This window comes from Vibrio sp. YT-17, from assembly GCF_033337375.1.
In the GTDB taxonomy this organism is placed as follows: Bacteria; Pseudomonadota; Gammaproteobacteria; order Enterobacterales; family Vibrionaceae; genus Vibrio; species Vibrio alginolyticus.
The window spans coordinates 22,248-48,689 of the sequence record NZ_JAWOQP010000001.1 but is presented as its reverse complement, the minus strand read 5'-3'; the positions used below and the strand labels follow the sequence as shown (position 1 = coordinate 48,689).

The window sequence follows — 26,442 nt, the reverse complement described above, 5'->3', positions numbered from 1 at the left end:
CTAACGAGTCATTCAACACGCTTAACTTTTTATATGAAGTATGACTTCATTGGATAAACAGCTGATCTTGAAGATCAGCTGTTTTCGTTTGAAGGTGGTACTGTTAAGGGCAAGGATTCGAGTAAGTTGTACCTATTGCTTGAATTTCAGTAAGTAGTTCGTCGCTAAGTTGCAAATCAATACTGTCGATATTGGCTTTTAATTGGTCTAGGTTTGTTGCTCCGATAATGTTAGAAGCAACAAATGGACGCTGATTGACAAACGCGAGCGCCATTTGTGCAGGGTTTAGACCATGCTCTTGAGCTAAATTGACGTAAGCTTCGGTCGCTTTAACACCTTGTGGAGTGAAGTAGCGCGCAAAACGCTCCCACTTAGTACATCGAGCGCCTTCAGGTTTTGCCCCGTTTAGGTATTTACCACTCAGGCAGCCAAATGCCAAAGGAGAGTAGGCAAGTAACTGAACGCCTTCGTAATGGCTGATTTCAGACAAGCCAACTTCGAAGCTGCGGTTCAATAAGTTATATGGGTTTTGAATGGAGACAATTCTTGGCAAATCGTGTTTTTCTGCCAAACGCAGTAGCGACATTACACCCCAAGGCGTCTCGTTGGATACGCCGATATAGCGCACTTTACCTGCATTCACTAATTCAGTAAGCGCTTCCAACGTTTCAATTAACGTGACTTCTTCTTGTTTGTCAGGGTATGGGTAGTTGAGTTGACCAAAGCAGTTGGTTTGACGCTGCGGCCAATGTAGTTGGTACAAATCGACATAATCGGTTTGTAGACGATTAAGGCTGTCATCAATTGCTGTATGGATGTGGCGACGATTAAGGCTCATGTTGTCTCTAATGTGAGGAACATTGCGAGGGCCTGCCACTTTTGTTGCCAGTACTACTTTTTCTCTTTTGCCGCTTTTTGCCAACCAATTACCGATGTATTGCTCGGTGAGCCCTTGTGTTTCCGAGTTTGGCGGTACAGGGTACATCTCTGCGGTATCGATGAAGTTCACCCCATGATCGAGGGCAAAGTCGAGCTGTTCAAAGGCGTCCTTTTCTGTGTTTTGCTCGCCAAACGTCATAGTGCCGAGGCAGATTTTACTGATCTCAAGTGATGAGTGCGGTAGTTTTGTGTATTGCATATCACGTCCTTGAAGAGTTACCGACTAAATAAGTGACTCCAATATAGGGGATTTTTAGCCGCAATCGCAAATGATTTACGTATAAAGGAAGAGCAAACTCGAAAGCTACAGTTAGCCTAACTACACTTAAATGATCGTGTGAAGGAGGTATGTTATGCAGAAGCATCAATTGGACATGTGGCTACATGGTCCACATAAAGATACTTATAAAACTCCCAAAGTATTTGTGATTGGGTGTTCTGATGTCTCTGACTATCTTTTAGCTGTGGAGTACAAGCATCAACTTGAGCCGATTAAAGACGGTGAAGACCCGATACATTTTGGCTCTCTAGACTTAGTAAAAGAAGAACTATTGAGGCTAGGGGTCGATAAAGCGTATTTAAGGCTGCGCAATGCGTATGACGAATGTGGCACTGAAGAGGCAGCCTCGTACTGCGATATTGAGTTATCGCTCGTGACGCACTAAATAGCTGATATGGTTTTATTCTGGTTGAGTGTTAATGTAGTGCTTGAGTAAGATCTGTTCAGTAAACTGTGTTCTAAGGTAAAAGCCTCGGGGCAGAGTTTTCATCGGCTTACCATTTGAGTTGTATGCTTCGGTGAGCGCTTTTGCATTTGCGGCTTTAGGGCGAAGATGCAGCGCTTCTCCGTGTCTGGCGGAAATTTGATCAAATCTTCCCAAGACGATCATCTCCATTAACTCTTCCCAGTCATTTCGCAAAATCCGCTCTTCTTCTTCATCTGGTGACCAAATGAGTGGACTGCCCACACGTCTTTCAGCGAGTGGGATTTCTCGTTCTCCTTCTACGGGTACCCAAAGCACACGAGATAGCTTGTTTCGAACATGACTTGTTTCCCATGTAAGACCATGAACACCAGTGAGGGGAGCCACAGAAACAAAGGTTGTTTCTAAAGGTTTGCCAGAATAACTGATCGGAATACTTTTCAACTCGATCCCTAGGTTTGCGAAATCTTGTTGAGGTTTACTGCCAGCTGGAGCGCCCAAGTGCCATTCGAGTAATTGACCCACCCAACCTTTATCACGTTTTAAGTTTTCAGGAACAATCATATTCGCCTCGGCGGCCAACTCAGCAAAACTGAGTCCTGCCATATCATGCGCTCGTTCCAATAGCTCTGCTTCTGTTTGTGGTTCTGGTTTCATAGTTACAAGGTGGTATTACAAAAAATATAGTTTATCAAACTCCGACCAAATCTACTGTTTAAGATTTCACCGAGGCGGTGTAAGAACGATCAATTCATAACTTATCCACAGGCGGAGGAGGTATTGATAAGATCCTGGCGGGGTCTGTATGAATAAACAGGGGTTAAAATGCATTTTTGGGGTTGATTTTGTTGTAATCATCTAAACGAATAGCAGGTGAGTGTGGATAAATAGCCTGTTGGTGGATCTTTGACCGATCTGAGTTTGGTGAAAAGATCATCAAGAAATTGAAGATCGAATTATCGTTATTTTTAAAAATAAATACTTTCTTATCAATGTTTTATGTTTATTTTTTTGTTTGTTCATTTGTTTTTCATTTGATGGGATTGAACTGAATTACTCATTTGAATTGAATTCTTCACAAAGTTATTCACAGAAAAGGTGAATAAATGTGGGCGATGTCTCACTCTTGTGTTGATAAGGTATGGTTTGATTAAAAGATATCCAAAAATGGTGAAAAGGTAATAAATCTTGCTCATATCACATCAGTAAGTTTGCTAGTAATGGGGATATGTGGAAAAATCACGGTAATAAAAAATTTATTCATAGAGGTTAGCCAGTGATAGATGGCGATGGTTACCGACTTAATGTTGGTATTGTGATATGTAATAACCATGGTCAGGTCTTCTGGGCTAAACGATACGGGCAACACTCATGGCAATTTCCACAAGGTGGGATTGACGAAGGTGAAACCCCTGAACAAGCCATGTTCAGGGAGTTATATGAAGAAGTCGGTTTAACGAAAAAAGACGTTAAGATCATTGCAACAAGTCGTCATTGGTTAAGATATAAGCTACCAAAGCGATTGGTGCGTTGGGACTCCAAGCCTGTTTGTATCGGCCAAAAACAGAAATGGTTTCTGCTGAGATTAGAATGCGATGAGTCTCGCATTAATATGCAACGCGGAAAACCCCCTGAATTTGATGGTTGGCGCTGGGTAAGTTACTGGTATCCAGTTAGGCAAGTTGTTTCTTTCAAGCGAGATGTTTATCGACGAGCGATGAAAGAATTTGCATCCTTAGCCATGCCTTTTCGAGAGAGAAAAGCGAAAGGGAAAAGAAAAAAGCAACGTAGAGGATAATCATGCTCAGTCAGCTAAGGGAAATAGTTGAGAAAGTCTCCAGGGTCGATGATGTGCATCTGGCACTCGATATATTGGTGAAAGAGACTTGTGCTGCCCTTAGTACTGAGTGCTGTACTATCTATCTTGCTAATGAAGAAATGCAGCGCCTTGAGTTAATGGCAACTCAAGGCCTTATTTTTGAAGGTGATAGTATTCATATCAACTTCAATGAAGGCTTGGTTGGGTTGGTAAAACGAAGCGCTGAGCCTCTTAACCTTGCCGAAGCCTCAAAACATCCCGAGTTCAAATTCTTTCCTCAACTCGGCGAACAGATTTACCACTCTTTTTTAGCTACTCCAATCATTCATCGTAAACAAGTTTTAGGTGTGTTGGTGATCCAACAAAAAACACCGCGCTTGTTTAGTGAAATGGAAGAATCGTTTCTTGTTACCTTATCCGCTCAGTTAGCGGTGCTCATTGCACATGCGCAGAATCTTGGGCATTGGCAGTTAGCATCTAAACCCACGGTATTAAAAGGTTTGCCTGCGTCTACTGGTGTAGCGATTGGAGAGTTTTGGTTCGACAATACCCAGCCGAGTTTATCGGATGTTTTCCCTTCGTCCACGTTAGATAAGGAACGCGAGCACGAGACATTACTGGTGGCCATAGAGCGAGCGTTAAATGACTTTCGCCGTATGCGGAAAAAGCTGGACAGTGAAATCAACAAAGATGCGCTGGCGATCTTCGATCTGTTTACTCACTTACTGAATGATCCGATGCTTCGCGGTGATTTGAAGAAGCAGATTGAAAAAGGAGATAGGGCAGACTGGGCGTTACGCCAAGTTGTAGAGTCATACTCGAATCGATTTGCAAGAATGTCGGATGTATACATGCGTGAAAGAGCGCAAGATATCCGAGAGTTAGGGCAAAGGCTGCTCTATTTTCTGCACAACAGTGAGCAAGAAAATTCTGCAATTGATCGTCCCATTATTTTGGTGGCGAACGAACTCACTGCCACCTTGCTCGCTTCTGTACCTAAAGAGTTTTTGTTAGCCGTCGTATCATTAGAGGGAGGCGCAAACTCTCACGCTGCCATTTTATCTCGAGCTCTTGGGGTCCCTGCAGTCATGGGCGCCAACATTAATCCGGATGTGGTGAATGGCAAACTCGGGATAGTCGACGGCTATACGGGTGAGATCTTCTTAGAGCCAAACCGCCAGTTGTTGCGAGAGTATCGCAGCTTAGTAAGCGAAGAGTCTGAACTGTTTGCCATGGTAAACAAGGACCTCGCACTCCCTGCGGTTACGCAAGATAATCACCATATCGAAATTATGCTGAATGCGGGACTCAGTGCAGACAGTAATATTGCCATCAACACAGGTGTTGATGGTGTTGGGTTGTACCGAACTGAGATTGCATTTTTACTCCAGCATCACTTTCCTTCGGAAGATGAGCAGTATCATCAATACCAAGCAATACTTAACAGCTATCCGAATCAACGAGTAGTGATGCGTACTTTGGATATTGGTGGTGACAAACCTTTGCCGTATTTGCCCATCGAAGAAGATAATCCGTTTCTAGGCTGGCGTGGCATTCGTTTTACATTGGATCATCCAGACATTTTCTTGATCCAGCTGCGTGCAATGTTAAGAGCGAGTGCAGAAAGCGGAAACTTAAGTATCTTATTGCCAATGGTGTCAGGGGTAAAAGAGCTAGACGATGCCATTAGCTTGATTAATCAAGCTCACAGCGAAGCCGTTTTGCTTGATGATAGAATTCAATTCCCACAAATTGGGGTCATGATTGAAGTACCATCGATGGTGTATCTGTTGCCAACGATTGCTCACCGTGTTGATTTTGTTTCTGTCGGGACAAACGATTTAACTCAGTATTTATTAGCGGTAGATAGGAACAATTCGCGCGTAGCGGATGTCTATGAATCTATGCATCCTGCGGTACTGTTAGCGCTTAAGCAAATCCATGAGGTGTGTGATAAATATCAGGTGCCCGTGTGTATTTGTGGTGAGCTAGCGGGTGATCCATTTGGCGCTCTTCTCTTACTTGGGTTAGGGTATACCAGTTTGAGTATGAACACCTCCAATGTGGCTAAGGTGAAATATTTGATTCGTCATAGCCAACAAGAAGAATTAGAAAAATTAGCGGAGCAAGCAATGACAAAGTCCTATGGGGAGGACATTCATCAAATGATGCATGACTTCTTCATTCAACAGGGCTTTGCGGGCTTTATCCGTGCAGGTAAAAAGTAGGAAATCGTGACCGTCTCTTTATTTTTGTTATTGTTGGCGCTAGGCGCTTTTGTGGGTGTGATGGCGGGGTTACTCGGTATCGGTGGTGGTTTGATTGTTGTTCCTGCCTTGTTGTATTTGCTTCCTCTTGCTGGGATCTCTCCAGAAATGAGTATGCACATGGCCTTAGCCACTTCGTTAGCGAGTATTATTGTCACGTCTGGCTCATCGGCGATGAATCACCTTAAGCTCGGCAATGTCGATATGTTTGTCGTAAAATGGTTGATGCCTGGTGTGGTCATTGGTGGCTTTGTTGGTGCCAATATTGCTGAGTGGATCCCTACACACTATTTGCCGAAAGTGTTTGGTGTCATTGTTCTTTGCCTGTCAGTACAAATGTTTCGTTCCATTAAAGTTACGAGCAGTAAACCTATGCCGAGCAGCCCTGTGACTGTAGTTTACGGCACGGGAATTGGTGTCGTATCAAGCCTTGCTGGTATTGGTGGTGGCTCACTGTCGGTACCATTTTTAAATAAACATGGGATAGAGATGCGTAAAGCGGTGGGCTCATCCTCCGTTTGTGGTTGCGTGATTGCTATTTCTGGTATGATCGGCTTCATCTTACATGGCTATAAAGTGGAAGGCTTACCTTCATACAGTATTGGTTATGTTTATCTTCCCGCTTTATTAGCGATTGCTATGGCCTCGATGCTCACAACAAAAGTGGGTGCGAAGCTGGCAACTAACCTTCCAACTGCGGTATTAAAAAAGATATTCGCGGTGTTCTTAATGTTTGTTGCAGCGACCATGCTGCTCTAAGTTTGTACCCAAGTCATTCTCGCTGAACCAAGCATCTAGAGGTTACTTGGGTATATTTATTTTGTTGTGATAAGAAGAGAATGATTTATGTCTCAGGGATATATTGAATTTCCCAATATTGATCCGGTTTTAATCTCTATTGGTCCTGTTTCGGTTCGTTGGTACGGTTTGATGTACCTTGTGGGCTTTATGTTTGCTCTATGGTTAGCGAACCGACGTGCGGATAAGCCTGGAAGTGGTTGGACACGAGAGCAGGTTTCTGATTTGTTGTTCGCAGGCTTCCTTGGCGTGGTGATTGGTGGCCGTGTAGGCTACGTGCTTTTCTACAATTTTGAGCTCTTCCTGGCTGACCCTTTGTATCTATTTAAAGTGTGGACCGGTGGTATGTCTTTCCACGGGGGCTTACTGGGTGTGATTACTGCGATGTTCTGGTATGCACACAAAAACGGGCGAACTTTCTTCGGTGTTGCTGACTTTATCGCGCCGCTTGTGCCATTTGGTTTGGGTATGGGGCGTTTAGGTAACTTCATGAACAGCGAGTTGTGGGGCCGAGTAACGGATGTGCCTTGGGCGATCGTTTTCCCAAATGGCGGTCCACTGCCACGTCATCCATCGCAGCTTTATGAAATGGCGCTTGAAGGTATCGTACTTTTCTTCATCTTGAATTGGTTCATCAAGAAACCTCGTCCTCTAGGTTCTGTTTCAGGGCTATTTTTAGCTGGATATGGTACATTCCGCTTCTTAGTTGAGTACGTGCGCGAACCAGACGCTCATTTGGGTTTATTCGGTGGCTTTATTTCCATGGGACAGATTTTATCCCTGCCAATGGTGGTTATCGGTGTCCTCATGATGGTTTGGGCATACAAACGTGGTCATTACAAAGACGAATTACCACAAAAGACGAAGTAAGGTATTGGTGTGAAACAGTATTTAGATTTGTGTCAACGCATCGTTGACCAAGGTGTTTGGGTTGAAAATGAGCGTACAGGCAAGCGCTGCCTGACCGTAATCAACGCGGATTTAACCTACGATGTTGCGAACAATCAATTTCCGTTGGTCACCACACGTAAAAGTTTTTGGAAAGCAGCCGTTGCAGAGCTACTAGGGTACATTCGTGGTTACGATAATGCGGAAGATTTTCGTAAGCTGGGCACGAAAACCTGGGATGCCAATGCCAACCTAAATGATGCCTGGTTGAATAACCCATACCGTAAAGGCGAAGACGACATGGGCCGTGTCTATGGGGTTCAAGGGCGCGCCTGGGCGAAACCTGATGGTGGTCATGTTGACCAGCTACGTAAGATAGTGGATGACTTAACGCGTGGCGTTGATGACCGCGGTGAAATCTTGAACTTCTACAACCCGGGTGAGTTCCACATGGGGTGCTTGCGTCCTTGTATGTACAGTCACCATTTTTCATTGCTGGATGATACGCTTTACCTGAATAGTACTCAGCGTTCGTGTGATGTACCGCTTGGCTTAAACTTCAATATGGTTCAAGTTTACGTGTTCTTGGCGATTATTGCGCAAATTACGGGCAAGAAACCTGGTCAGGCATTTCATAAGATTGTGAATGCTCACATTTATGAAGACCAGCTTGAACTGATGCGCGATGTTCAGTTGAAACGTGAGCCATTAAAAGCGCCGACGTTCCATATCAACCCAGAGATTAAATCTCTAGAAGATTTGGAAACATGGGTCACACTGGATGACTTTTGGGTTGAAGGGTACGAGCATCACGATCCTATTCGTTACCCATTCTCAGTGTAACGAGTATCGTTCTTCAAGATATAGAAAAAGCTCCGAATGGAGCTTTTTTCTTTTTTGTACTTAGAAGGTATTATTTTAGTGCACTGACAATATAACGGTGAATTGGGTTGGTCTGCATCGGTTTGGACAGTGCCGGGCTAATAAACTTAGGTTGAGTGAATATTTCTTTACTCACTAATGAACGGATAAGCTCAAAGTACTTCAGCTCCGTTTTCCCGCACAACAATAGTGAAAAGTCATCGCCCAATTTATCATAGGCATTGAGCACCTCTCGGAATCCTCTAAGATACAAGTAATCCTTCGTTAAACCTCCACCTCGATACACTCGGGCAGTCGTTGTAAATGCTTGAAGATCAGAAGCTTTATACTGTTCTTTTAATAGCATGAACGTATGGCGGAAATCGCGATCCTTGATCATCGACTCTACTGCCAGAACTCGTAAGGCTAAGGTTCTTAGGCGCTTGATACTGAAATGTCCTGACAGATACTCACATAATATAGCCAGCCCTTCTTGAGTGTTGGTATTGGCAGGACAACCTAAGCTCAGGACTTTTAGCGGTTGTTGACGACCGTTAAGCGTAGTCAGGAGATGTACTCCCATTTCATGATGTGCAAGAGCCTCCAGCTCATCAGTGGTGATGTACGCCGCGTGGTTAATTTTGACTCGAGACCCTGAAACTAGTGCGTTTGCTAACATCCCGTCCAACACCTGTATTTCACATTCATACCCATTGCGTTGAGCAAAATTTTGCATGAAACGTGCTATTGCACGGCTATCGTGCTGAGGTTCTTTTTCTTCTTCTGTAGGAAGGTGCAATATGAAATGGGCGTTGGCAATATCTTTGGCGCTCGGTTCCCCATAATAGCGTAAGGAGTTATAAAGAAACTCTTGCGTGCCGATGGTATTCACTTGATCCAGTTTATCTGCATAAGACTGAATTACATCCGCGTATAGCCTCTGCAGTTGGGTGTCTTGAATGTTTTCTAGAGGTAGCTCATATAGGCGTCGCTTTGCGCTGTGGGTATCTACGTTAGTAATTGAATATTGAAAATTAGGCTCTTGAGAATATTTGTTTTTAATGAAACGTTCTCTTTCTTGAGCATAATTAAGAGGATTCACGCTACTGAGGATATCAATATCAGCAACCAGTTGGGTTAGGTTTTCGTCTATTGCGAGTAGCTGATCAGAAATAGCGTCATTAAGCTGCGTCATGTTGTCGACTCCAAATGAGATAGCTCAGCATAAGCATGCTGATGTGGCTCAAATTATCACCGGACAATCGATTTGAACAGTTTAATTATCATAAAAAAGGCTCCACGATGTGGAGCCTAAACAATAAGCGATGGTATGTCGTTGTTGTTACGTTGTTAGGGCTAGAATTGCACCTGGTAGAATAACGAATACTGACATTAGGTAACCACCAACAACAGCTTTATTCTTAATAGCCATTTCAGAAATCATCTCAGCGCCTTTAACCGGAATCTCACGTAGGAATGGAATTCCAAAGATAAACAGCGTCGCCATGATGTTAAACACTAAGTGGACTAGAGCGATTTGTAGTGCGAATACTGCGAACTCTCCAGATACCGCTGTCGCTGCTAGTAGTGCCGTAATACAAGTACCAATGTTAGCACCCAGAGTGAAAGGGTAGATATCTCGTACTTTCAACACGCCAGTACCAACCAACGGAACCATTAAACTTGTCGTGGTTGAGGAAGATTGTACTAGAACGGTCACGATTGAGCCTGATACGATGCCGTGAATAGGACCACGACCGATGGCGTTTTTCAAAATTTCACGTGCGCGACCAACCATTAGGCTCTTCATCAATTTACCCATCACTGTGATTGCAACGAAGATAGTCGCAATACCCAAAGCAATAAGCATGACGCCGCCAACAGTATCACCGAAGGTAGAAAGTGGCTCTTTAATTGCGCCTACGACTGGCTTTGTAATTGGTTTAATAAAGTTGAAGCCTTTAATGCTCATATCACCAGTAGCAAGCAGTGGAGAAACAAGCCAGTGAGAAACTTTCTCTAAAATGCCGAACATCATTTCCAACGGAAGGAAAATAGCGACAGCAAGCAAGTTGAAGAAGTCGTGAATGGTTGCACTTGCAAATGCACGTTTGAACTCTTCTTTACAGCGCACGTGGCCAAGAGATACAAGCGTATTGGTCACTGTGGTACCAATGTTAGCACCCATCACCATAGGGATAGCGGTTTCTACAGGTAAGCCACCTGCAACCAAGCCTACAATAATAGACGTTACAGTACTTGAAGACTGAATTAAGGCTGTTGCCACCAAGCCGATCATTAGACCTGCAACTGGGTGTGCGGCAAATTCAAATAGCACCTTAGCTTGATCGCCAGTTGCCCATTTAAAGCCACTACCAACCATAGATACTGCTAGAAGAAGCAGATATAACATGAATGCCAAGTTAGCCCAGCGTAACCAACGAGCTGTGCTCGAAATTGGTGCCACTGTTGAAGTAGCTTGGTTCATCATAATTTTCTCCGTTGACCTTTCAGTTCATTTTTCGGTCTGTAGTTGAATCTGCGGGCGATGTTAGAGAATAAATATTTCAGTAATATTACAGATTTCTTGCTGTGAGAGATTTTTATTGTTCTTTTTGATAATGGCGTAAAAGAAGAAGAAAATTAATTTTTAACTTGTTGATTTTAGTGGTTAAATTTTGGTTTCGTTTTGTTTGGTTTTTGCGTTTTTTTTGTAGAGAAAATGCGCCTCAGTTCAACTTTTATGACAGTATTGACTTTATACTTTCGGTAAAACTTATGCTTTTGTAAGGTATTGTATGGTTTTGTCGAGTTTATTGTTTGTCTCTGTCACATTTGGTATAAAAAGTATCACTTTCTTTTCGGGACTCGATCATGTCACATCTAAACTACAACCATCTCTATTATTTCTGGATGGTGTGCAAACAGGGCTCTGTAACTAAGGCGGCTGACGCGCTCTTCCTGACACCGCAAACCGTGACAGGACAGATTAAAGCGCTTGAAGAGCGCATGAAAGGAAAGTTAACCAAGCGCAATGGTCGTACAGTTGAGCCCACTGAGTTAGGTCAGCTTGTGTTTAAGTACGCCGACCGGATGTTCGGTTTGAGCTATGAGATGTTAGATATCGTCAATTACAGCCAGCACTCGAACATTCTATTTGAAGTTGGTGTAGCCGATGCATTATCTAAACGCTTGGTCAGTAAAGTACTGATGACGACCGTCCCGGAAGATAACAGTATTCATTTACGCTGTTATGAATCGACCCACGAACTGCTACTTGAACGCCTTTCTCAGCACAAGCTAGATATGATCCTTTCGGATTGTCCCGTTGATTCTACTCAAAGTCCTGGCCTTTATAGCAAAAAGTTGGGTGAAAGTAGCATGAGCTTTTTTGCTTCTTCTGAAATTGAAAATGTGCGATTCCCTGAGATCTTGGAACAAAAAAAACTTCTGATTCCCGCGAGCCGAACGGCTATGGGGCGTAAAGTTATTCAATGGTTTGATCGTCAAGGCCTTCAACCCAATGTGCTAGGGGAGTTTGATGATGTTGCGTTGATGAAAGCTTTTGCTCGGTACCACGATGATGTGATTTTCTTGGCACCGACCGTATACATGTCGGAGATTGAAGACGACCGAAATTTACAGCTAATTGGCCATGTCGATGGGCTAAAAGAAGAGTACTACGTGATTTTTGCGGAACGAATGATCCAACACCCCGCGGTAAAAAATGTTTGTGATGCTGATTTCAGTCAAATGTTTGAGTAAACCCGTATCGTTGCGTAAATAAATAGATTACTATCAATAAAAATATAATTCTAAATAATATCTAAGTAAGCAAGATACTTGTTTTAGTGAGCAAAACTATTAATTATTGATGGCGCACCAATTAAAATCCTTGGTGGATAATATTGGTGTATCACTAACAACTAAATTAGAGGTTCTAATAATGAAGACTCTGGAAGTGTATCTTGATTTTCTTAGATATATAAATCAGTGCAACACAACAAGCTGGCCAGGGTTGGAATAAGTAAGTTGTAGCTAGAGGTCCAACACATGAATCTACAAGAAATGGAGCAGAACTCCGCAAAAGCCGTCGTGTTGCTCAAAGCGATGGCAAACGAGAGACGCCTACAAATCCTTTGTATGCTGCATAACCAAGAGCTGTCCGTGGGAGAGCTGTGTGCAAAGTTAGAGCTAAGCCAGTCGGCATTATCTCAGCATCTTGCTTGGCTTCGCCGTGATGAGTTAGTCACGACAAGGAAAGAAGCACAGACGGTGTACTACACATTAAAGAGTGATGAAGTGAAAGCGTTAATAAAAACACTGCATAGTCTTTATTGTGCTGAGAGTGCTCAACATTAATTAAATAGTCCTAATATACTGCTCATCTTAGAGTGTGAATCTAACTTGTTGGAATATTTGAGAGTGGCGTTAAACTTTTGATGATAGGGTACTACTCATCGACCAATTTGCTTTGTTCTCAAGTGTTTTATTAGTGCTTTCTAGTTTGAGCGTTATATGGGTAATGAATAAGCTGATGTCTTTAAATGGGACATTCAGAAAAAGAAAAGCTGGCATTGCCAGCTTTTTTTATTAAGAAAACTTTGTAGATATAAAAAAACCGACACAAGGTCGGTTTTTTCTTCACTGTAAAATCAGGACTCTATTAAAGAGCTTTGATTTGTGCAGCGAAACGAGACTTATGGCGAGCTGCTTTATTCTTGTGAATAAGGCCTTTAGTTGCCATGCGGTCTAGGATAGGTGTAACTACAGCGAATGCAGCAGTTGCAGCTTCTTTGTCGCCTGCTTCGATAGCAGCAACAGTTTTCTTCATGTAAGTACGCATCATTGAGCGACGGCTAGCATTGTGCTGACGACGTTTCTCAGCTTGGATAGCGCGCTTCTTAGCAGATTTACTATTTGCCAAGGGTCTAACTCCCAAAAACTTAGTTCTGTGACAATTTAAGGGCGAGGAATATCCCTCATTTGCGCTTAAATGTCAAATGATTTGTGCAAAAACCGATCTAAGCCAAAACAAATTTTGGTAAGAGAGGTTATCGCGGTTAAGATGGCGGGGATTCTAACAGCATTTTTATACCAATGCTAATAATTATCCGCGAAAGGCACACTTATTCCTTACAACCCGCGGATAGATTTTTGACGTCTATTTACAGCACCTGTCAGAGAAACAGTATAGGGTTAGCTGTCTTATGGTGATATTCCGAGGTTACAGTGAGTAAACGACTACTCAAGTCTGGCATGATCGTCAGTGCTATGACATTTATTTCCCGCGTTCTTGGCCTAGTTCGTGATGTTGTAGTGGCAAATTTAATGGGGGCAGGAGCAAGCGCAGACGTCTTTTTCTTCGCCAATAAAATTCCTAATTTTTTACGACGTTTGTTTGCTGAAGGTGCTTTTTCCCAAGCGTTTGTACCTGTTTTAACGGAAAGCCATGCTCAAGGCGACATGAATAAAACTCGGGAGCTCATTGCTCGTGCGGCGGGTACATTAGGGGTGATAGTCTCAATTGTTACCATCTTAGGTGTTCTAGGTTCCGGAGTGGTGACTGCACTGTTTGGTTTTGGTTGGTTCCTAGACTGGATGCATGGTGGTCCCGCGGCTGAGAAGTTCGAACTTGCTAGCGTGATGCTCAAGATTACCTTTCCTTATTTATGGTTCATCACTTTTGTTGCCCTATCGGGAGCCATTCTCAATACACTAGGTAAGTTTGCGGTTTCTTCGTTTACTCCTGTCTTCCTCAATGTGATGATCATTTTGGCAGCATGGTTTATCTCGCCGCAGATGCCACAGCCAGAGATTGGTCTTGCCATCGGTGTTTTCCTTGGTGGTTTGGTTCAGTTCTTATTTCAAATCCCTTTCCTTATTAAAGCGGGGGTTATGGTTAAGCCGAAATGGGGCTGGCGCGATCCGGGCGTGGTGAAGATCCGAACCTTAATGATTCCTGCTTTGTTCGGTGTGTCGGTAAGCCAAATCAACTTGTTGTTTGATACTTTTATTGCCAGCTTTCTGCAAACCGGTTCGATCAGTTGGTTGTACTATTCAGATCGCTTGTTGGAATTCCCGTTAGGTCTGTTTGGTATTGCTATTGCAACGGTGATTTTACCAGCATTATCACGCAAACATGTTGACGCACAAAATGAAGGATTCGCACAAACCATGGACTGGGGGGTGCGCATGGTGATCTTACTTGGCCTTCCTGCAATGCTTGGTTTGATGGTACTGGCAAAACCTATGTTGATGGTGTTATTCATGCGAGGTGAGTTTTCGCCACAAGACGTACATCAAGCATCATTGTCACTCTTTGCTTACGCTTCAGGCTTGTTGAACTTTATGCTGATTAAAGTGCTCGCTCCGGGTTATTACTCGCGTCAAGACACTAAAACGCCAGTGAAATACGGCATCATTGCGATGGTGACCAACATGGTATTTAATGCAATTTTTGCGTACTTCTATGGCTACGTTGGCTTGGCTATCGCGACGGCACTATCGGCATTTGTGAATATGGCACTGCTGTATCGTGGCCTGCACATCGCAGAGGTATACCAAATCACTAAGCGAACCGTCTTCTTTATTATACGTTTAGCTATTGCTGGCGCGGCGATGGTGGCGGCAATCTTATGGCAACTGGAAGATATGTCAGTATGGCTGGGCTGGAGCTTTGCTCACCGAAGCGCGGTGCTAGGGATGTTGATCGGTTTAGGAGCCGTAGTTTACCTAGTGGTTCTATTTTTAACTGGTGCGCGTTTAAAAGACCTAAAAGCTGGGACAGACTGAGGGTGATTAGTATATAATCCGTCAGTTTCACACAGTGTAAAGTAAAACAGAGGCAGAAAGCAGTATCCAATGGAACTGATTAGAGGCATTCACAATATCAACCCGCGACATCATGGTTGTGTGCTGACTATTGGCAATTTCGATGGTGTCCATAAAGGCCATCAACAAGTATTGCAGCAAGTGTCTGAGCAAGCGGACAGGCTATCCTTGCCTTCTGTTGTGATGACCTTTGAACCTCAGCCGATGGAGCTGTTTGCCAAAGACAAGGCACCTGCAAGGTTGACTCGATTACGCGATAAGTTCGTGCAATTGAGTAAGCTCGATATTGACCGCTTACTGTGTGTCAATTTCAATCGCCATTTTGCAAATTTAACCGCGGAAGAGTTTATCCGTGACTTGTTGGTCGAGCGTTTGGGTGTTAAGTTTCTTGTCGTTGGTGATGATTTCTGCTTTGGCAAAGGCCGTACAGGTAACTTTGCAATGCTGCAGGAAGCAGGGGAAAAATACGGCTTTGATGTAGTAAGTACCCAGAGCTTTTGTTTACAACAATTACGTGTCAGCAGTACGGCTATCCGTCAAGCGCTGGCGCGTGACGATTTGCATTCCGCGCAACAGATGCTGGGAAGAAACTACAGCATCAGCGGTCGTGTTTCTCATGGAAGAAAGCTAGGTCGAACCATTGGGTTCCCTACTGCAAATATTCCTTTGAAACGCTGTGTTTCTCCGGTTTCCGGAGTCTATGTTGTTCAAGCGCTTGGCTTAGGAAATAAGCCAGTTGGTGGTGTTGCTAATATTGGTCAAAGACCAACCGTCAATGGTGTTCGCCAACAGTTAGAAGTGCACTTATTCGACTTTCATGCCAATTTATATGGCAAGCAACTAGAAGTGGAACTTTTGCATAAACTTCGAGATGAGCAAAAGTTTGAGTCGTTTGAAGCACTTAAACAACAAATTGAATTGGATGCTGAAGCAGCAAGGGTGTGGCTGCGTCAGCTTAAGCGTTGAGCGGTTTATTCCACCGTTCAACATAATGTCTAATTTTCGCCCAATATAACGGAATTAAGAATCGATGAGTGAGTATAAAGATACCCTGAACTTACCTGAAACAGGGTTTCCAATGCGCGGCAACCTGGCCAATCGTGAGCCAGAAATGCTTAAGCGTTGGTACAAAGAAGATCTTTACGGTGAAATCCGTAAAGCTAAGAAAGGCAAAAAGTCATTCGTATTGCACGATGGCCCTCCTTACGCAAATGGTGACATTCATATTGGTCACGCACTAAACAAGATTCTTAAAGACATTATTATTAAATCCAAAACACTTTCAGGTTTTGACGCACCTTACATCCCAGGCTGGGACTGCCACGGTCTACCAATCGAATTAATGGTAGAGAAGAAAGTAGGTAAGCCAGGCCAAAAAGTGACAGCAGCGGAATTCCGCGAGAAATGTCGTGAATACGCAGCAGGTCAGGTTGAAGGTCAGAAAGAGAGCTTCAAACGCCTTGGTATCATGGGTGAGTGGGACAAGCCATACCGCACTATGGATTTCGCAACTGAAGCGAACATTATTCGTGCTCTTGGTAAGATCGCAAGCAATGGTCACCTGCTAAAAGGTTTCAAACCTGTTCACTGGTGTACAGACTGTGGTTCTGCTCTTGCTGAAGCGGAAGTAGAATACAAAGATAAAGTATCGCCATCTATCGACGTTCGTTTTAAAGCGGCTGACGAAGCGGCACTGCTATCTAAATTTGAACTGACAGAAGGTCATGAAGGTCACGGTGACGTATCTATCGTTATCTGGACAACAACACCTTGGACACTGCCTGCAAACCGCGCAGTATGTCTACGTGATGATCTAGAGTACGTGCTTATCCAAACAGAAGGCGACAACGCTGAGCGTATCATCGTTGCTGCTGAGCTAGCGAAAGACGTAATGGACCGTGCGGGTATCGAGCACTTCCACAACCTTGGCTTTGCTAAAGGTGCGGACCTAGAGCTTTCTCAATTCCAACACCCATTCTACGATTTCACTGTACCGGCGATCCTTGGTGATCACGTTACGACTGATTCAGGTACTGGTGTTGTTCACACTGCTCCTGGTCACGGTCAAGAAGACTTCGCGGTTGGTAACAAGTACAACCTAGAAGTAGCAAACCCAGTTGGCTCAAACGGTGTTTACCTACCAGATACAGAGCTATTTGCTGGTCAGCACGTATTTAAAGCGAACGATGCAGTAGTAGAAGTACTAAAAGAAAAAGGTGCACTACTACACCACCACGCTTACGAGCACAGCTACCCACACTGTTGGCGTCATAAGACCCCAATCATCTTCCGTGCTACACCTCAATGGTTCGTTTCTATGGACCAAGCTGGCCTACGTGCTAAAGCATTAGAGTCAATCAAGAATGTAGAGTGGATGCCTGAGTGGGGTCAAAGCCGCATCGAAGGTATGATCGAAGGTCGCCCTGAGTGGTGTATCTCTCGTCAACGTACTTGGGGTGTGCCAATTGCTCTGTTTGTTCATAAAGAAACAGCAGAACTTCATCCAAACACGCTAGAGCTGATCGAGAAAGTCGCTAAGCTGGTTGAAGAGAAAGGCATCCAAGCATGGTGGGATGTAGATGCCGCTGAACTACTAGGTGCTGACGCTGACCAATACGAAAAAGTGCTAGATACGCTAGACGTATGGTTCGATTCAGGTGTCACTCACTTCTCTGTTGTTGATGCTCGTGAAGAGTACAACGGCAACAGTGCAGACCTATACCTAGAAGGTTCTGACCAACACCGCGGTTGGTTCCAATCTTCTTTAATTTCATCTATTGCGATGAAAGACGAAGCACCTTACAAACAAGTACTGACACACGGTTTCGTGGTTGACGGTCAGGGTCGTAAGATGTCTAAATCTATCGGTAACGTGGTTGCGCCAAAAGACGTAACCAACAAGCTAGGTGCTGACATTCTTCGTCTATGGGTTGCTTCTACAGACTACACTGGTGAAGTTGCGGTTTCTGATGAAATCCTAAAACGCAGCGCAGATGCGTACCGTCGTATCCGTAACACAGCGCGTTTCTTCCTAGCTAACTTGAGCGGCTTCAACCCTGAAACAGACATCGTTCCTGTTGAAGAGATGGTTGCGCTAGATCGCTGGGCGGTTGGTCGTGCACTAGCAGCACAAGAAGAGATTGTTAAAGCATACGAAGAGTACAACACACACGGTGTAACTCAGCGTCTAATGCAATTCTGTTCAATCGAAATGGGCTCTTTCTACTTAGACGTAATTAAAGACCGTCAGTACACAGCAAAACGTGGCGGCAACGCTCAACGTAGCTGTCAGACTGCACTTTACTACATCGTAGAAGCGCTAGTTCGTTGGATGGCGCCAATCATGTCGTTCACTGCAGATGAAATCTGGAACGAAATGCCAGGTCAACGCGACAAGTTCGTATTCACTGGTGAGTGGTTCGACGGTCTATTCGGTCTTGCTGAAGGTGAAGAGCTGAACAACGAATTCTGGTCTGAGATCCAAGCGGTTCGTGGTGCGGTAAACAAACTTCTAGAAGATGCGCGTAAAGAGAAAACCATTGGTGGTGCACTACAAGCTGAAGTGACTCTGTTTGCTGATGACGCACTAGCGGCGAAGATCAACAAACTTGAAGATGAACTGCGCTTTGTTCTACTAACCTCTGCGGCGAAAGTTAAGCCTCTAGGTGAGAAGACGGATGCAGCACAAGCCACAGATATCGAAGGCTTGTTTGTAGAAGTAGCAGCAGCTGAAGGCGAGAAGTGTGACCGTTGTTGGCACCACACGCCAGACGTAGGCACAATTGAAGGTCACGAGAAGATCTGTGGTCGTTGTGTGTCTAACGTAGACGGCGAAGGTGAAGTACGTAAATTCGCGTAATTGCCTAGAACGACTGAACTTTTTTTAAAATTAACAGCCCCAGTATTTACTGGGGCTGTTTGTAGGTAAAGTAATGAGTGAAAAAGCACTGACGTTAAAGCAATCTGGAGTTCGCTGGCTGTGGTTAGCAATTCTGGTATTTATTGCAGATATTGGCATCAAATTGGTGGTGATGGACAACATGGGCTACGGATGGGCAAACCGAATTGAGGTGTTGCCATTCTTCAACCTACTTTATGTTCATAACTACGGTGCTGCATTCAGCTTCTTGAGCGATCAAGCCGGTTGGCAGCGTTGGTTATTTACAGGTATCGCGTTTGTTGTGACGGGTCTTTTGACCTACTGGATGAGCAAGCTTCCAGCAAAAGAAAAATGGAACAACATTGCTTATGCACTGATTATTGGTGGTGCAGTGGGCAACGTGTTTGACCGCGTCGTTCATGGCTTTGTTGTTGATTACCTAGACTTCTTCTGGGGTAACTACCACTGGCCAGCATTCAACCTTGCTGACATGGCGATCTGTATTGGTGCGGCAATGATTATTCTGGATGGCTTCCGTAAAAAAGACGCTGACAAGTAATCTTTTGCGGTATATCGAATAACCCTAAGCGTCGTCCGTTGATTCGAGCGACGCTTTTTATTATGTTGGAGCGCCAATCAGCATATCAATGTATAAAAAGACCAAGCTGACAGCGTAATAACCCAAGAACAAGGAAGCATTAACGTGACAACAATAACCAATGAATCGGTAGTAACCCTTCACTTTACGATTAAAATGAAAGACGGATCGGTTGCAGATAGTACTCATAACATGGGTAAACCAGCGAAATTTGTTATGGGTGATGGCAGCTTGAGTGAAAACTTTGAGCAGTGCTTGATAGGCCTCGAAACAGGCGCACAAAAAGCGATTGAGCTAAAGGCAGAAGACGCGTTTGGTATGCCAAACCCTGATCATATTCACTATATGGATCGCACTAAATTTGTAGGTGATGCAGAAGTGGAAGTTGGTACAATCATGGCCTTCAGTGGCCCTGATGGCATGGAAATCCCGGGCATTATTACAGAGATTGCAGGCGATTCAGTCACTGTGGACTTCAACCATCCTCTAGCGGGACAAGACGTGACTTTCGAAGTTGAAATTTTGTCAGTAGAATAGCGAACCAAATAAAAGATAACTTCCATGAGCAATGAAATGAAAATCCTGTTAGCTAACCCACGTGGTTTCTGTGCTGGTGTTGACCGCGCGATTAGCATCGTAGAGCGTGCGCTAGAGATGTATCAGCCACCGATTTATGTGCGTCATGAAGTGGTGCATAACCGTTTTGTGGTTGAAGGTCTAAAACAGCGTGGTGCTATCTTCGTTGAAGAACTGCACGAAGTGCCAGACAACAACATTGTGATTTTCTCCGCTCATGGTGTATCGCAGGCAGTTCGTCAGGAAGCCAAGCAGCGTGATTTGACCGTATTTGACGCAACGTGTCCTTTAGTAACCAAAGTGCATATGGAAGTGGCGCGTGCGAGCCGTCGTAATATGGAAGTGGTTCTGATTGGTCACGCAGGTCACCCTGAAGTCGAAGGTACGATGGGGCAATACGCCAGTGAAACCGGTGGTATGTACTTGGTTGAAACTCCAGCCGATGTTGAGAAACTGAAGGCGATTGTGAAAGATCCATCCGATCTTCATTACGTAAGCCAAACGACGCTTTCTGTCGATGAAACTGCCGATGTTATCGAAGAGCTACGCCGCGTGTTCCCAGATATCCAAGGTCCACGTAAAGACGATATCTGTTATGCGACACAAAACCGCCAAGATGCCGTACGTGAACTAGCTGGTGACGTAGATGTGATGGTTGTGGTGGGTTCTAAAAACTCATCAAACTCTACACGTCTTAAAGAGCTAGCTGAAAAGCTAGGGACACCTGGCTACTTAACCGACTGTCCGGAAGATATCAAACCTGAGTGGTTCGAAGGCAAAACAAAGGTCGGCGTGACTGCGGGAGCATCTGCTCCGGAAGAGCTCGTTAATCAGATTCTAGAGCGAATCAAAGAACTCGTTGGTGCCGAAGCGGTTGATGAAGTACTTGGCCGTGAAGAGAATATGTTCTTTGAAGTACCTAAAGAACTTCAAATCAAGCAAGTGGATTAGTCTCTATTTATCGAATATTCAAAAGGCGACCTGTGGGTCGCCTTTTTTACATCTCTCTTAACTCATTTAGGTAATCACGAATTTGGTCTTTTCCTAAACCATCGATAATCATATCAGACATCTTCGTGATTCTTCGCTCAAGCGATTGAGCAACCTTTTCGCAATGTGCGTACATGTCTTCATCAGAACCATAGGTCGGAAAAGCATCAACTTGCCAGTTTACTCGAACGCCCCCCGCAAGCCACTGAGGAGCGGTTTCTTGATGTAAAGAATCACAGAGAATAATAACGATGTCGGGAAGAAACTGAGTTCGCTCCTCCCATGAATGCGTGTGGATATGCGGAATGGGGAGTCGGTGGTCATCTAAATATTTTTGCACCACTGGGTGCACCTTGCCTGTGGGATGTGAGCCTCCACTGGTGACACTAAAATCTGCTGGCAGGATATTGGTTGCGATTGACTCCGCGAGGACGCTTCGTCCAGCGTTGTGCTTACATATGAATAAAACTTTATACATCATCGCCTCGTCTTTTCAGAGCGTCCTATTTATACGCTAGCGGAAACTCAGCGATGATGTGTGAAGTTTTTGTGTTAGTGGCTAATGCCGAGCATCTCTTTGAGCACCTTTAAGTAGCGGCGGCTTACTGGTATCTCAAAGCCTGTTTTGGTGATGATTTCCGCTAACCCATTTTCCAGTAACTTGATTTCGCTAATCGCTTTAATACTGACTAAGTATTGACGATGGCAGCGGACTAGAGGGGTTTTCTCTTCCAACGTTTTTAATGTCAGTTGGGTGCTCGCGGTCTGGCTGGTGGAGCGTACATGTACGCCGCTGATATCACTGTAAGCACATTCCACCGTGTCGGTGGCCATGATAACGATGCGGTTGTGTCCGATGCACGGTATCTGATCTAAAGTGTCAGGCGTAATAGCAGACAGTTGTTGCGTTAGGGCGGATTGGCTAATGACTTTGTTTAGTCGTTTTACCGTTTTAGTTAGCCGGCATGGGTCGACAGGTTTGAGCAAGTAATCAAAGGCATTGTCTTCAAATGCTTGAATCGCATACTGATCATAAGCCGTGACAAAAACCACATAAGGCATGGTTTCTGGATCAAGCATCCCTAGTAATTCAATCCCCGTGACTTGAGGCATTTGGATATCGAGAAACACCACATCAGGCTTGAGTTCATTGATTTTTTTTAGGCCGAGGATTGCGTTTGAGGCATCGCCCACGACCTCAACTTGGCCTGTTTCATCCAGTAACTCTGCTAGCTCTTCACGAGCAAACTGTTCATCATCAATGACGAGTGCGGTTAACATCCAACATTACCTTTATTGCTTCAGCGTGCTTTTATGATTTTGGGGGAATGATAAAGCTCATTTTAGTAAATTGATGTGGCTCGCACGTAATTTTTAGCGCTGCATCACGTCCAAATTGATTAGTGAGACGCTTGTCGACAATTTCTAAACCTAGCCCTGAGTGGTTTTCTTTTGGCGGCTCAAAACTGCCTGCGTTGTCTTCGACGGTAATCAAGTGACCTTGTGGGTGTGCTTCGCTGTATATATGAACTTTACCACCTTCAAGCATGTTTGAAATGCCATGCTTAATGGCATTCTCAACCAAAGGCTGGAGTGTAAAGCTTGGTAATTTGATGTCCAGCAATTCAGGTTGAATATCGATTTCAACCTCTAAGCGGTCCGTAAAACGCGCTTTTTCGATGCTCAAGTACGAGTTCACATGTGCAAGCTCTTCCTTTAACGTCACGGTATTAATGTTCTGCTTTAAATTGCTGCGGAAGAAGTGCGATAGATTTTGGATTAGCTCGCGCGCTTTGTCAGGGTCACGACGAGTAATCGCACTAATAGTATTGAGTGCATTAAACAAAAAGTGTGGATTCACCTGAGCGTGAAGCAATTTTATTTCTGCTTGGGCGAGTAAGGCTTGTTGTTGTTGGTAATCGCCATAAAGGATTTGGCTAGATAGAAGCTGGGCTATTCCTTCCGCCATCGACATGTTGGCCGTCGAGAACAATTTACGCTTCGGTTCATACAGCTTTATGGTACCAATGACCTCTTTCCCTGCACGCAGTGGGATGATCAGCGCAGATCCGAGCTTGCAATCTTTTGCAATGGAGCATTGGTATGGACGCTCCGCACCATCAAGATAAATGATGTCGTTTTTCTCCATGGAGTCTAATGTGCTTTGCGATGAAATCGGCGTGTTCGGTTTATGGTGATCATCGCCAATGCCCACAAACGCCAAGATCTTTTCTTGGTCAGTAATCGCGACAGCGCCCACTTTGGTTTCTTCGTAAATAATACGTGCGATTTTCTCTGCGTTTTCGGTGTTGAAGCCGTTGCTTAGAATTCCCACTGAGCGATCAGCAATGGTGAGCGCTCGACGCGAAAACGTCGCAGAAAACTTTTCAAAGATTGCTTTTCTGTCTTGCAGGATACTCATGAACAACGCCGCACCAAATGAGTTCGCGATGATCATAGGCGCTGCAATAGCGGACACCAGTTCATAGGCTTGATCAAAAGGTTTCGCGACGGCGAGCAGCAAAATCATTTGCACCACTTCTGCAACAAACGTGACGCTGAATACGACGCTTGGATTAAACAGCAATGCGCCTTTATTTCGCTTGATAAGGTAAACGTGGAGCAAGCCACCAATTACGCCCTCGGCGGTGGTTGAAATTGCGCAGGCTAGGTCAGTAAAGCCACCAAGAGAGTATCGATGGATGCCACCAGTAAATCCGACGGCGAAACCTACAACAGGTCCACCAAACAGCCCGCCCATAACTGCGCCGATCGCACGAGTATTGGCAATAGCATCGTTGATGTGCAGACCGAAATAGGTGCCGAGAATACAAAAGCCAGAGAAGAGTACGTAACAAATTAGGCGGTGGCTTAAGCGCGAAGAAATACTCAGCAAAGGTAAGATGATTGGCGTTTTACTTAGCATGTAAGCCAAAACTAAGTACACACACATCTGTTGTAAAAGGGAGATGACCAGTTCCATAGTGAACCTAACCTAGAATCAATGTTGTTATTGTATACCTAAGTAACCTCAAGATGCTTGGCTCAGATAGATAAGAACAGCTAAGTAAATGATGCTGCGCTGTGCTTTCTGAACCTTAAAGTGACTTGGGTATAAAACAAAAAGAGCCTGCAATTGGCAGGCTCCTATCTTAGTCACTCAGATGTGACGAGTATTACGCTGTTTCTGATACGGCTTGTGGTTTCTCTTCGTCAGCCAGTTCAGTTTCACCTTTACCCTTAGAGGTTTTGATAACGTAACCTGTCACAGCTAGGGCAAACACAATACCTACGATAGTTGATAGTTGCATTGGCAGACCAAAACCTAGCGAGCTGTTGTTTAAGATGAACGTGACACATACCGTGGTCATGAAGATAGCTGGGATAGTGGTAATCCAGTGCAGCTTGTTGTGACGCAGTAGGTAAGCGGACGCAGTCCAAAGCATCATTACCGCTGTTGTTTGGTTTGCAAAACCGAAGTAGCGCCAGATAATGCCGAAGTCTACTTGAGTTAAGATACCGCCGATAACGAACAGTGGAAGTGCCATCAGTAGACGGTTACGTAGCGTTTTTTGTTCCATGTTGAAGTATTCAGCAAGGATCAAGCGGCTTGAACGGAACGCTGTATCGCCAGACGTAATTGGTAGGATAACCACACCCAGGAACGCAAGGATACCACCGAACACACCTAGCAGACCAAATGATGCGCTGTATACCACGTTACCAGGGCCACCGTTTTTCACAGCTTCTGATAGAGCGTCTAGAGAGCCGAAGAAAGACAGAGCGATAGCACACCAAATTAGCGCGATAACACCTTCACCAATCATTGCACCGTAGAATACGAAGCGACCGTTTTTCTCATTTTCCATACAACGCGCCATCAGTGGAGACTGAGTTGCGTGGAAGCCAGAGATAGCGCCACATGCGATAGTGATGAACAATGCAGGCCATAACGGCATGTCATTTGGGTTGAGGTTAGAGAACATGTCCGAAACTTGGAAGTCACCCATTACTGTGTGTTCGCTAGAGAAAGCAACGGCTGTCATTAGACCAACAGACATAAAGATAAGTAGGGCGCCAAACAGTGGGTAGAAACGACCAATGATTTTATCGACAGGAACAATCGTCGCAATGATGTAGTAAGCAAAAATAGCAATAACCATTGTAGTCATGCTTACGCTCAAGCTTGTTTGATCATTGATGAGGTTAGTAATCATGCCAGCAGGGGCTGAAACGAACACTACGCCAACTAGAAGCAATAGGACAATGGCAAAAATATTCATAAAGTGTTTTGCGCCATTACCTAGGTAGCGACCTGTAATGGTAGGTACAGATGCACCGCCGTTACGCACTGAAAGCATGCCTGAGAAGTAATCGTGTACTGCACCAGCAAAAATACAACCGACTACAATCCAAAGCATCGCCGCAGGACCGTATAGTGCCCCCATGATCGGGCCAAAAATTGGACCAACACCTGCGATGTTAAGTAGTTGAACTAGGTAAACTTTCTTTGTTGACATTGGAACGAAGTCAACACCGTCCGATTTGGTGTGAGCTGGCGTTTGGCGTTTTTCATTGATGCCGAAAATCTTCTCGACGAAAGCGCCGTAGATGAAGTATCCGCCGATTAGGGCTGCGACACAGGTTAGAAACCACATCATAGCAATTGTCCTTGGTCTTAGTTGGGTAGGGTAATTTTTTAATCTCAGGATGCATGTTATGCGTCACTTGTGTTAAATGCATTCGGTTAGTAGATGAGTGGTCGAATAGAGCACTGAGTGGTCGATATGCTGCTTGAGCGGTTTTTAAAAATGGCGAAAGGTTGATGACAGTCTTGAGCGGCTGATTTGAGTCATCAGTGGTTAAATCTGCAAGCTCAGCGGCAAGCGCCAATAATTAGTGGTAAGCTTATTTTTGAAAACAATTACTTAAGGAAGAACCATGAAAAAGGTAACGGTAGGTCTGGCACTGGCTTTACTTGCAGGATGCACAGCAACGACAGCAGATCTTGCCAAGTCGGGAGATTGGCATCAGATCGGATATCAAGATGGCATAACCGGACACACATCGCGCACGATGAGCGAGCTTCGTGAGTTGGGTAGTGTTAAGCAAAGTGACTACGACCAAGGTTATTTAGAAGGTTTACGTGAGTACTGTAATCCTGCTTTTGCGTATCAAATGGGGTTATCTGGTCAGTATTACGAAGGGGTTTGTGAAGGTACTGAGCAAGCGCAAAAATTCCGCATGGAATGGCAACGTGGTTGGAATGAATACTCAAATTAATAGTC

Annotated in this window: 24 protein-coding genes; 15 read left to right on the top strand and 9 right to left on the bottom strand. The window is 44.4% G+C overall.

Annotated features, from left to right (window positions below; translation table 11 throughout):
- Nucleotides 1-103: 103 nt before the first annotated feature.
- Nucleotides 104-1,138 (bottom strand): NADP(H)-dependent aldo-keto reductase, encoded by a 1,035-nt coding sequence (locus R7F67_RS00215; protein ID WP_005381774.1) that lies wholly within the window; start codon nt 1,136-1,138, stop codon nt 104-106.
- 154 nt (nt 1,139-1,292) lie between these two features.
- Between R7F67_RS00215 and R7F67_RS00210 the strand changes: the two genes are divergently transcribed.
- Nucleotides 1,293-1,604: a DUF6482 family protein gene (locus R7F67_RS00210; RefSeq protein ID WP_005381772.1), complete on the top strand. Its 312-nt coding sequence runs from the start codon at nt 1,293-1,295 to the stop codon at nt 1,602-1,604.
- 15 nt (nt 1,605-1,619) lie between these two features.
- Here the strand turns inward: R7F67_RS00210 and mutH are convergent, their stop codons facing one another.
- Complete coding sequence (gene mutH / locus R7F67_RS00205) at nt 1,620-2,300, bottom strand: DNA mismatch repair endonuclease MutH (RefSeq protein ID WP_017635066.1); 681 nt, start codon at nt 2,298-2,300, stop codon at nt 1,620-1,622.
- 619 nt (nt 2,301-2,919) lie between these two features.
- On the opposite strand from mutH, the gene rppH reads away from it, so the two are divergent.
- From rppH to R7F67_RS00180, 5 genes are all read left to right on the top strand, one after another.
- Nucleotides 2,920-3,441, top strand: a complete 522-nt coding sequence (rppH, locus tag R7F67_RS00200; protein WP_318056721.1) for an RNA pyrophosphohydrolase — start codon at nt 2,920-2,922, stop codon at nt 3,439-3,441.
- 2 nt (nt 3,442-3,443) lie between these two features.
- On the top strand, nt 3,444-5,690 hold the full coding sequence (gene ptsP / locus R7F67_RS00195; RefSeq protein ID WP_005385966.1) for a phosphoenolpyruvate--protein phosphotransferase: 2,247 nt from the start codon (nt 3,444-3,446) through the stop codon (nt 5,688-5,690).
- A 6-nt stretch (nt 5,691-5,696) separates the two neighbouring features.
- Complete coding sequence (locus R7F67_RS00190; RefSeq protein WP_005385965.1) at nt 5,697-6,488, top strand: sulfite exporter TauE/SafE family protein; 792 nt, start codon at nt 5,697-5,699, stop codon at nt 6,486-6,488.
- Between the two features lie 87 nt (nt 6,489-6,575).
- Nucleotides 6,576-7,397 carry a prolipoprotein diacylglyceryl transferase gene (gene lgt, locus R7F67_RS00185; RefSeq protein WP_005381948.1) on the top strand — a complete coding sequence of 274 codons (822 nt, stop codon included), beginning with the start codon at nt 6,576-6,578 and terminating at the stop codon, nt 7,395-7,397.
- A gap of 9 nt (nt 7,398-7,406) precedes the next feature.
- On the top strand, nt 7,407-8,258 hold the full coding sequence (locus R7F67_RS00180) for a thymidylate synthase (RefSeq protein ID WP_017636170.1): 852 nt from the start codon (nt 7,407-7,409) through the stop codon (nt 8,256-8,258).
- A 70-nt stretch (nt 8,259-8,328) separates the two neighbouring features.
- Here the strand turns inward: R7F67_RS00180 and R7F67_RS00175 are convergent, their stop codons facing one another.
- On the bottom strand, nt 8,329-9,471 hold the full coding sequence (locus tag R7F67_RS00175; RefSeq protein WP_017636169.1) for a flavohemoglobin expression-modulating QEGLA motif protein: 1,143 nt from the start codon (nt 9,469-9,471) through the stop codon (nt 8,329-8,331).
- Between the two features lie 147 nt (nt 9,472-9,618).
- Entirely contained in the window at nt 9,619-10,764 is a 1,146-nt protein-coding gene (locus tag R7F67_RS00170; protein ID WP_025768431.1) for a Na/Pi symporter, read from the bottom strand.
- 386 nt (nt 10,765-11,150) lie between these two features.
- Here R7F67_RS00170 and nhaR point away from each other — a divergent pair, with 386 nt between their 5' ends.
- Together nhaR and R7F67_RS00160 are read left to right on the top strand one after the other, a co-directional pair.
- Nucleotides 11,151-12,041, top strand: a complete 891-nt coding sequence (gene nhaR / locus R7F67_RS00165; RefSeq protein ID WP_005381942.1) for a transcriptional activator NhaR — start codon at nt 11,151-11,153, stop codon at nt 12,039-12,041.
- A 288-nt stretch (nt 12,042-12,329) separates the two neighbouring features.
- Complete coding sequence (locus tag R7F67_RS00160) at nt 12,330-12,638, top strand: ArsR/SmtB family transcription factor (RefSeq protein ID WP_005381940.1); 309 nt, start codon at nt 12,330-12,332, stop codon at nt 12,636-12,638.
- 304 nt (nt 12,639-12,942) lie between these two features.
- Here R7F67_RS00160 and rpsT read toward each other — a convergent pair whose 3' ends face one another.
- Complete coding sequence (gene rpsT, locus R7F67_RS00155; RefSeq protein WP_005381938.1) at nt 12,943-13,203, bottom strand: 30S ribosomal protein S20; 261 nt, start codon at nt 13,201-13,203, stop codon at nt 12,943-12,945.
- Between the two features lie 305 nt (nt 13,204-13,508).
- Here rpsT and murJ point away from each other — a divergent pair, with 305 nt between their 5' ends.
- The 6 genes from murJ (at nt 13,509) to ispH (ending at nt 21,115) form a co-directional block, all read left to right on the top strand.
- Nucleotides 13,509-15,071: a murein biosynthesis integral membrane protein MurJ gene (gene murJ, locus R7F67_RS00150; protein WP_025998736.1), complete on the top strand. Its 1,563-nt coding sequence runs from the start codon at nt 13,509-13,511 to the stop codon at nt 15,069-15,071.
- A gap of 69 nt (nt 15,072-15,140) precedes the next feature.
- Nucleotides 15,141-16,076, top strand: coding sequence for a bifunctional riboflavin kinase/FAD synthetase (gene ribF / locus R7F67_RS00145; protein WP_017636167.1), 936 nt, complete (start codon nt 15,141-15,143; stop codon nt 16,074-16,076).
- A 64-nt stretch (nt 16,077-16,140) separates the two neighbouring features.
- Nucleotides 16,141-18,969, top strand: a complete 2,829-nt coding sequence (ileS, locus tag R7F67_RS00140; RefSeq protein ID WP_017821497.1) for an isoleucine--tRNA ligase — start codon at nt 16,141-16,143, stop codon at nt 18,967-18,969.
- Between the two features lie 73 nt (nt 18,970-19,042).
- Nucleotides 19,043-19,549, top strand: coding sequence for a signal peptidase II (gene lspA / locus R7F67_RS00135; protein ID WP_005385948.1), 507 nt, complete (start codon nt 19,043-19,045; stop codon nt 19,547-19,549).
- 144 nt (nt 19,550-19,693) lie between these two features.
- Nucleotides 19,694-20,125, top strand: a complete 432-nt coding sequence (gene fkpB / locus R7F67_RS00130) for an FKBP-type peptidyl-prolyl cis-trans isomerase (RefSeq protein WP_005381922.1) — start codon at nt 19,694-19,696, stop codon at nt 20,123-20,125.
- A gap of 24 nt (nt 20,126-20,149) precedes the next feature.
- Nucleotides 20,150-21,115 (top strand): 4-hydroxy-3-methylbut-2-enyl diphosphate reductase, encoded by a 966-nt coding sequence (ispH, locus tag R7F67_RS00125; protein ID WP_005381920.1) that lies wholly within the window; start codon nt 20,150-20,152, stop codon nt 21,113-21,115.
- Between the two features lie 46 nt (nt 21,116-21,161).
- On the opposite strand, the gene R7F67_RS00120 is transcribed toward ispH, so the two are convergent.
- The 4 genes from R7F67_RS00120 to R7F67_RS00105 all read right to left on the bottom strand — a co-directional run bounded on the left by R7F67_RS00120 (nt 21,162) and on the right by R7F67_RS00105 (nt 25,815).
- Entirely contained in the window at nt 21,162-21,635 is a 474-nt protein-coding gene (locus R7F67_RS00120) for a low molecular weight phosphatase family protein (protein WP_054576673.1), read from the bottom strand.
- A gap of 71 nt (nt 21,636-21,706) precedes the next feature.
- Nucleotides 21,707-22,435, bottom strand: a complete 729-nt coding sequence (gene btsR / locus R7F67_RS00115) for a two-component system response regulator BtsR (RefSeq protein ID WP_005381917.1) — start codon at nt 22,433-22,435, stop codon at nt 21,707-21,709.
- Nucleotides 22,436-22,466: 31 nt separating this feature from the next.
- Nucleotides 22,467-24,137 carry a sensor histidine kinase gene (locus R7F67_RS00110; protein WP_005381915.1) on the bottom strand — a complete coding sequence of 557 codons (1,671 nt, stop codon included), beginning with the start codon at nt 24,135-24,137 and terminating at the stop codon, nt 22,467-22,469.
- 193 nt (nt 24,138-24,330) lie between these two features.
- Nucleotides 24,331-25,815 carry a carbon starvation protein A gene (locus R7F67_RS00105; RefSeq protein WP_005381914.1) on the bottom strand — a complete coding sequence of 495 codons (1,485 nt, stop codon included), beginning with the start codon at nt 25,813-25,815 and terminating at the stop codon, nt 24,331-24,333.
- A gap of 280 nt (nt 25,816-26,095) precedes the next feature.
- On the opposite strand from R7F67_RS00105, the gene R7F67_RS00100 reads away from it, so the two are divergent.
- Nucleotides 26,096-26,437, top strand: coding sequence for a DUF2799 domain-containing protein (locus R7F67_RS00100; RefSeq protein WP_005381912.1), 342 nt, complete (start codon nt 26,096-26,098; stop codon nt 26,435-26,437).
- Nucleotides 26,438-26,442: the final 5 nt, after the last annotated feature.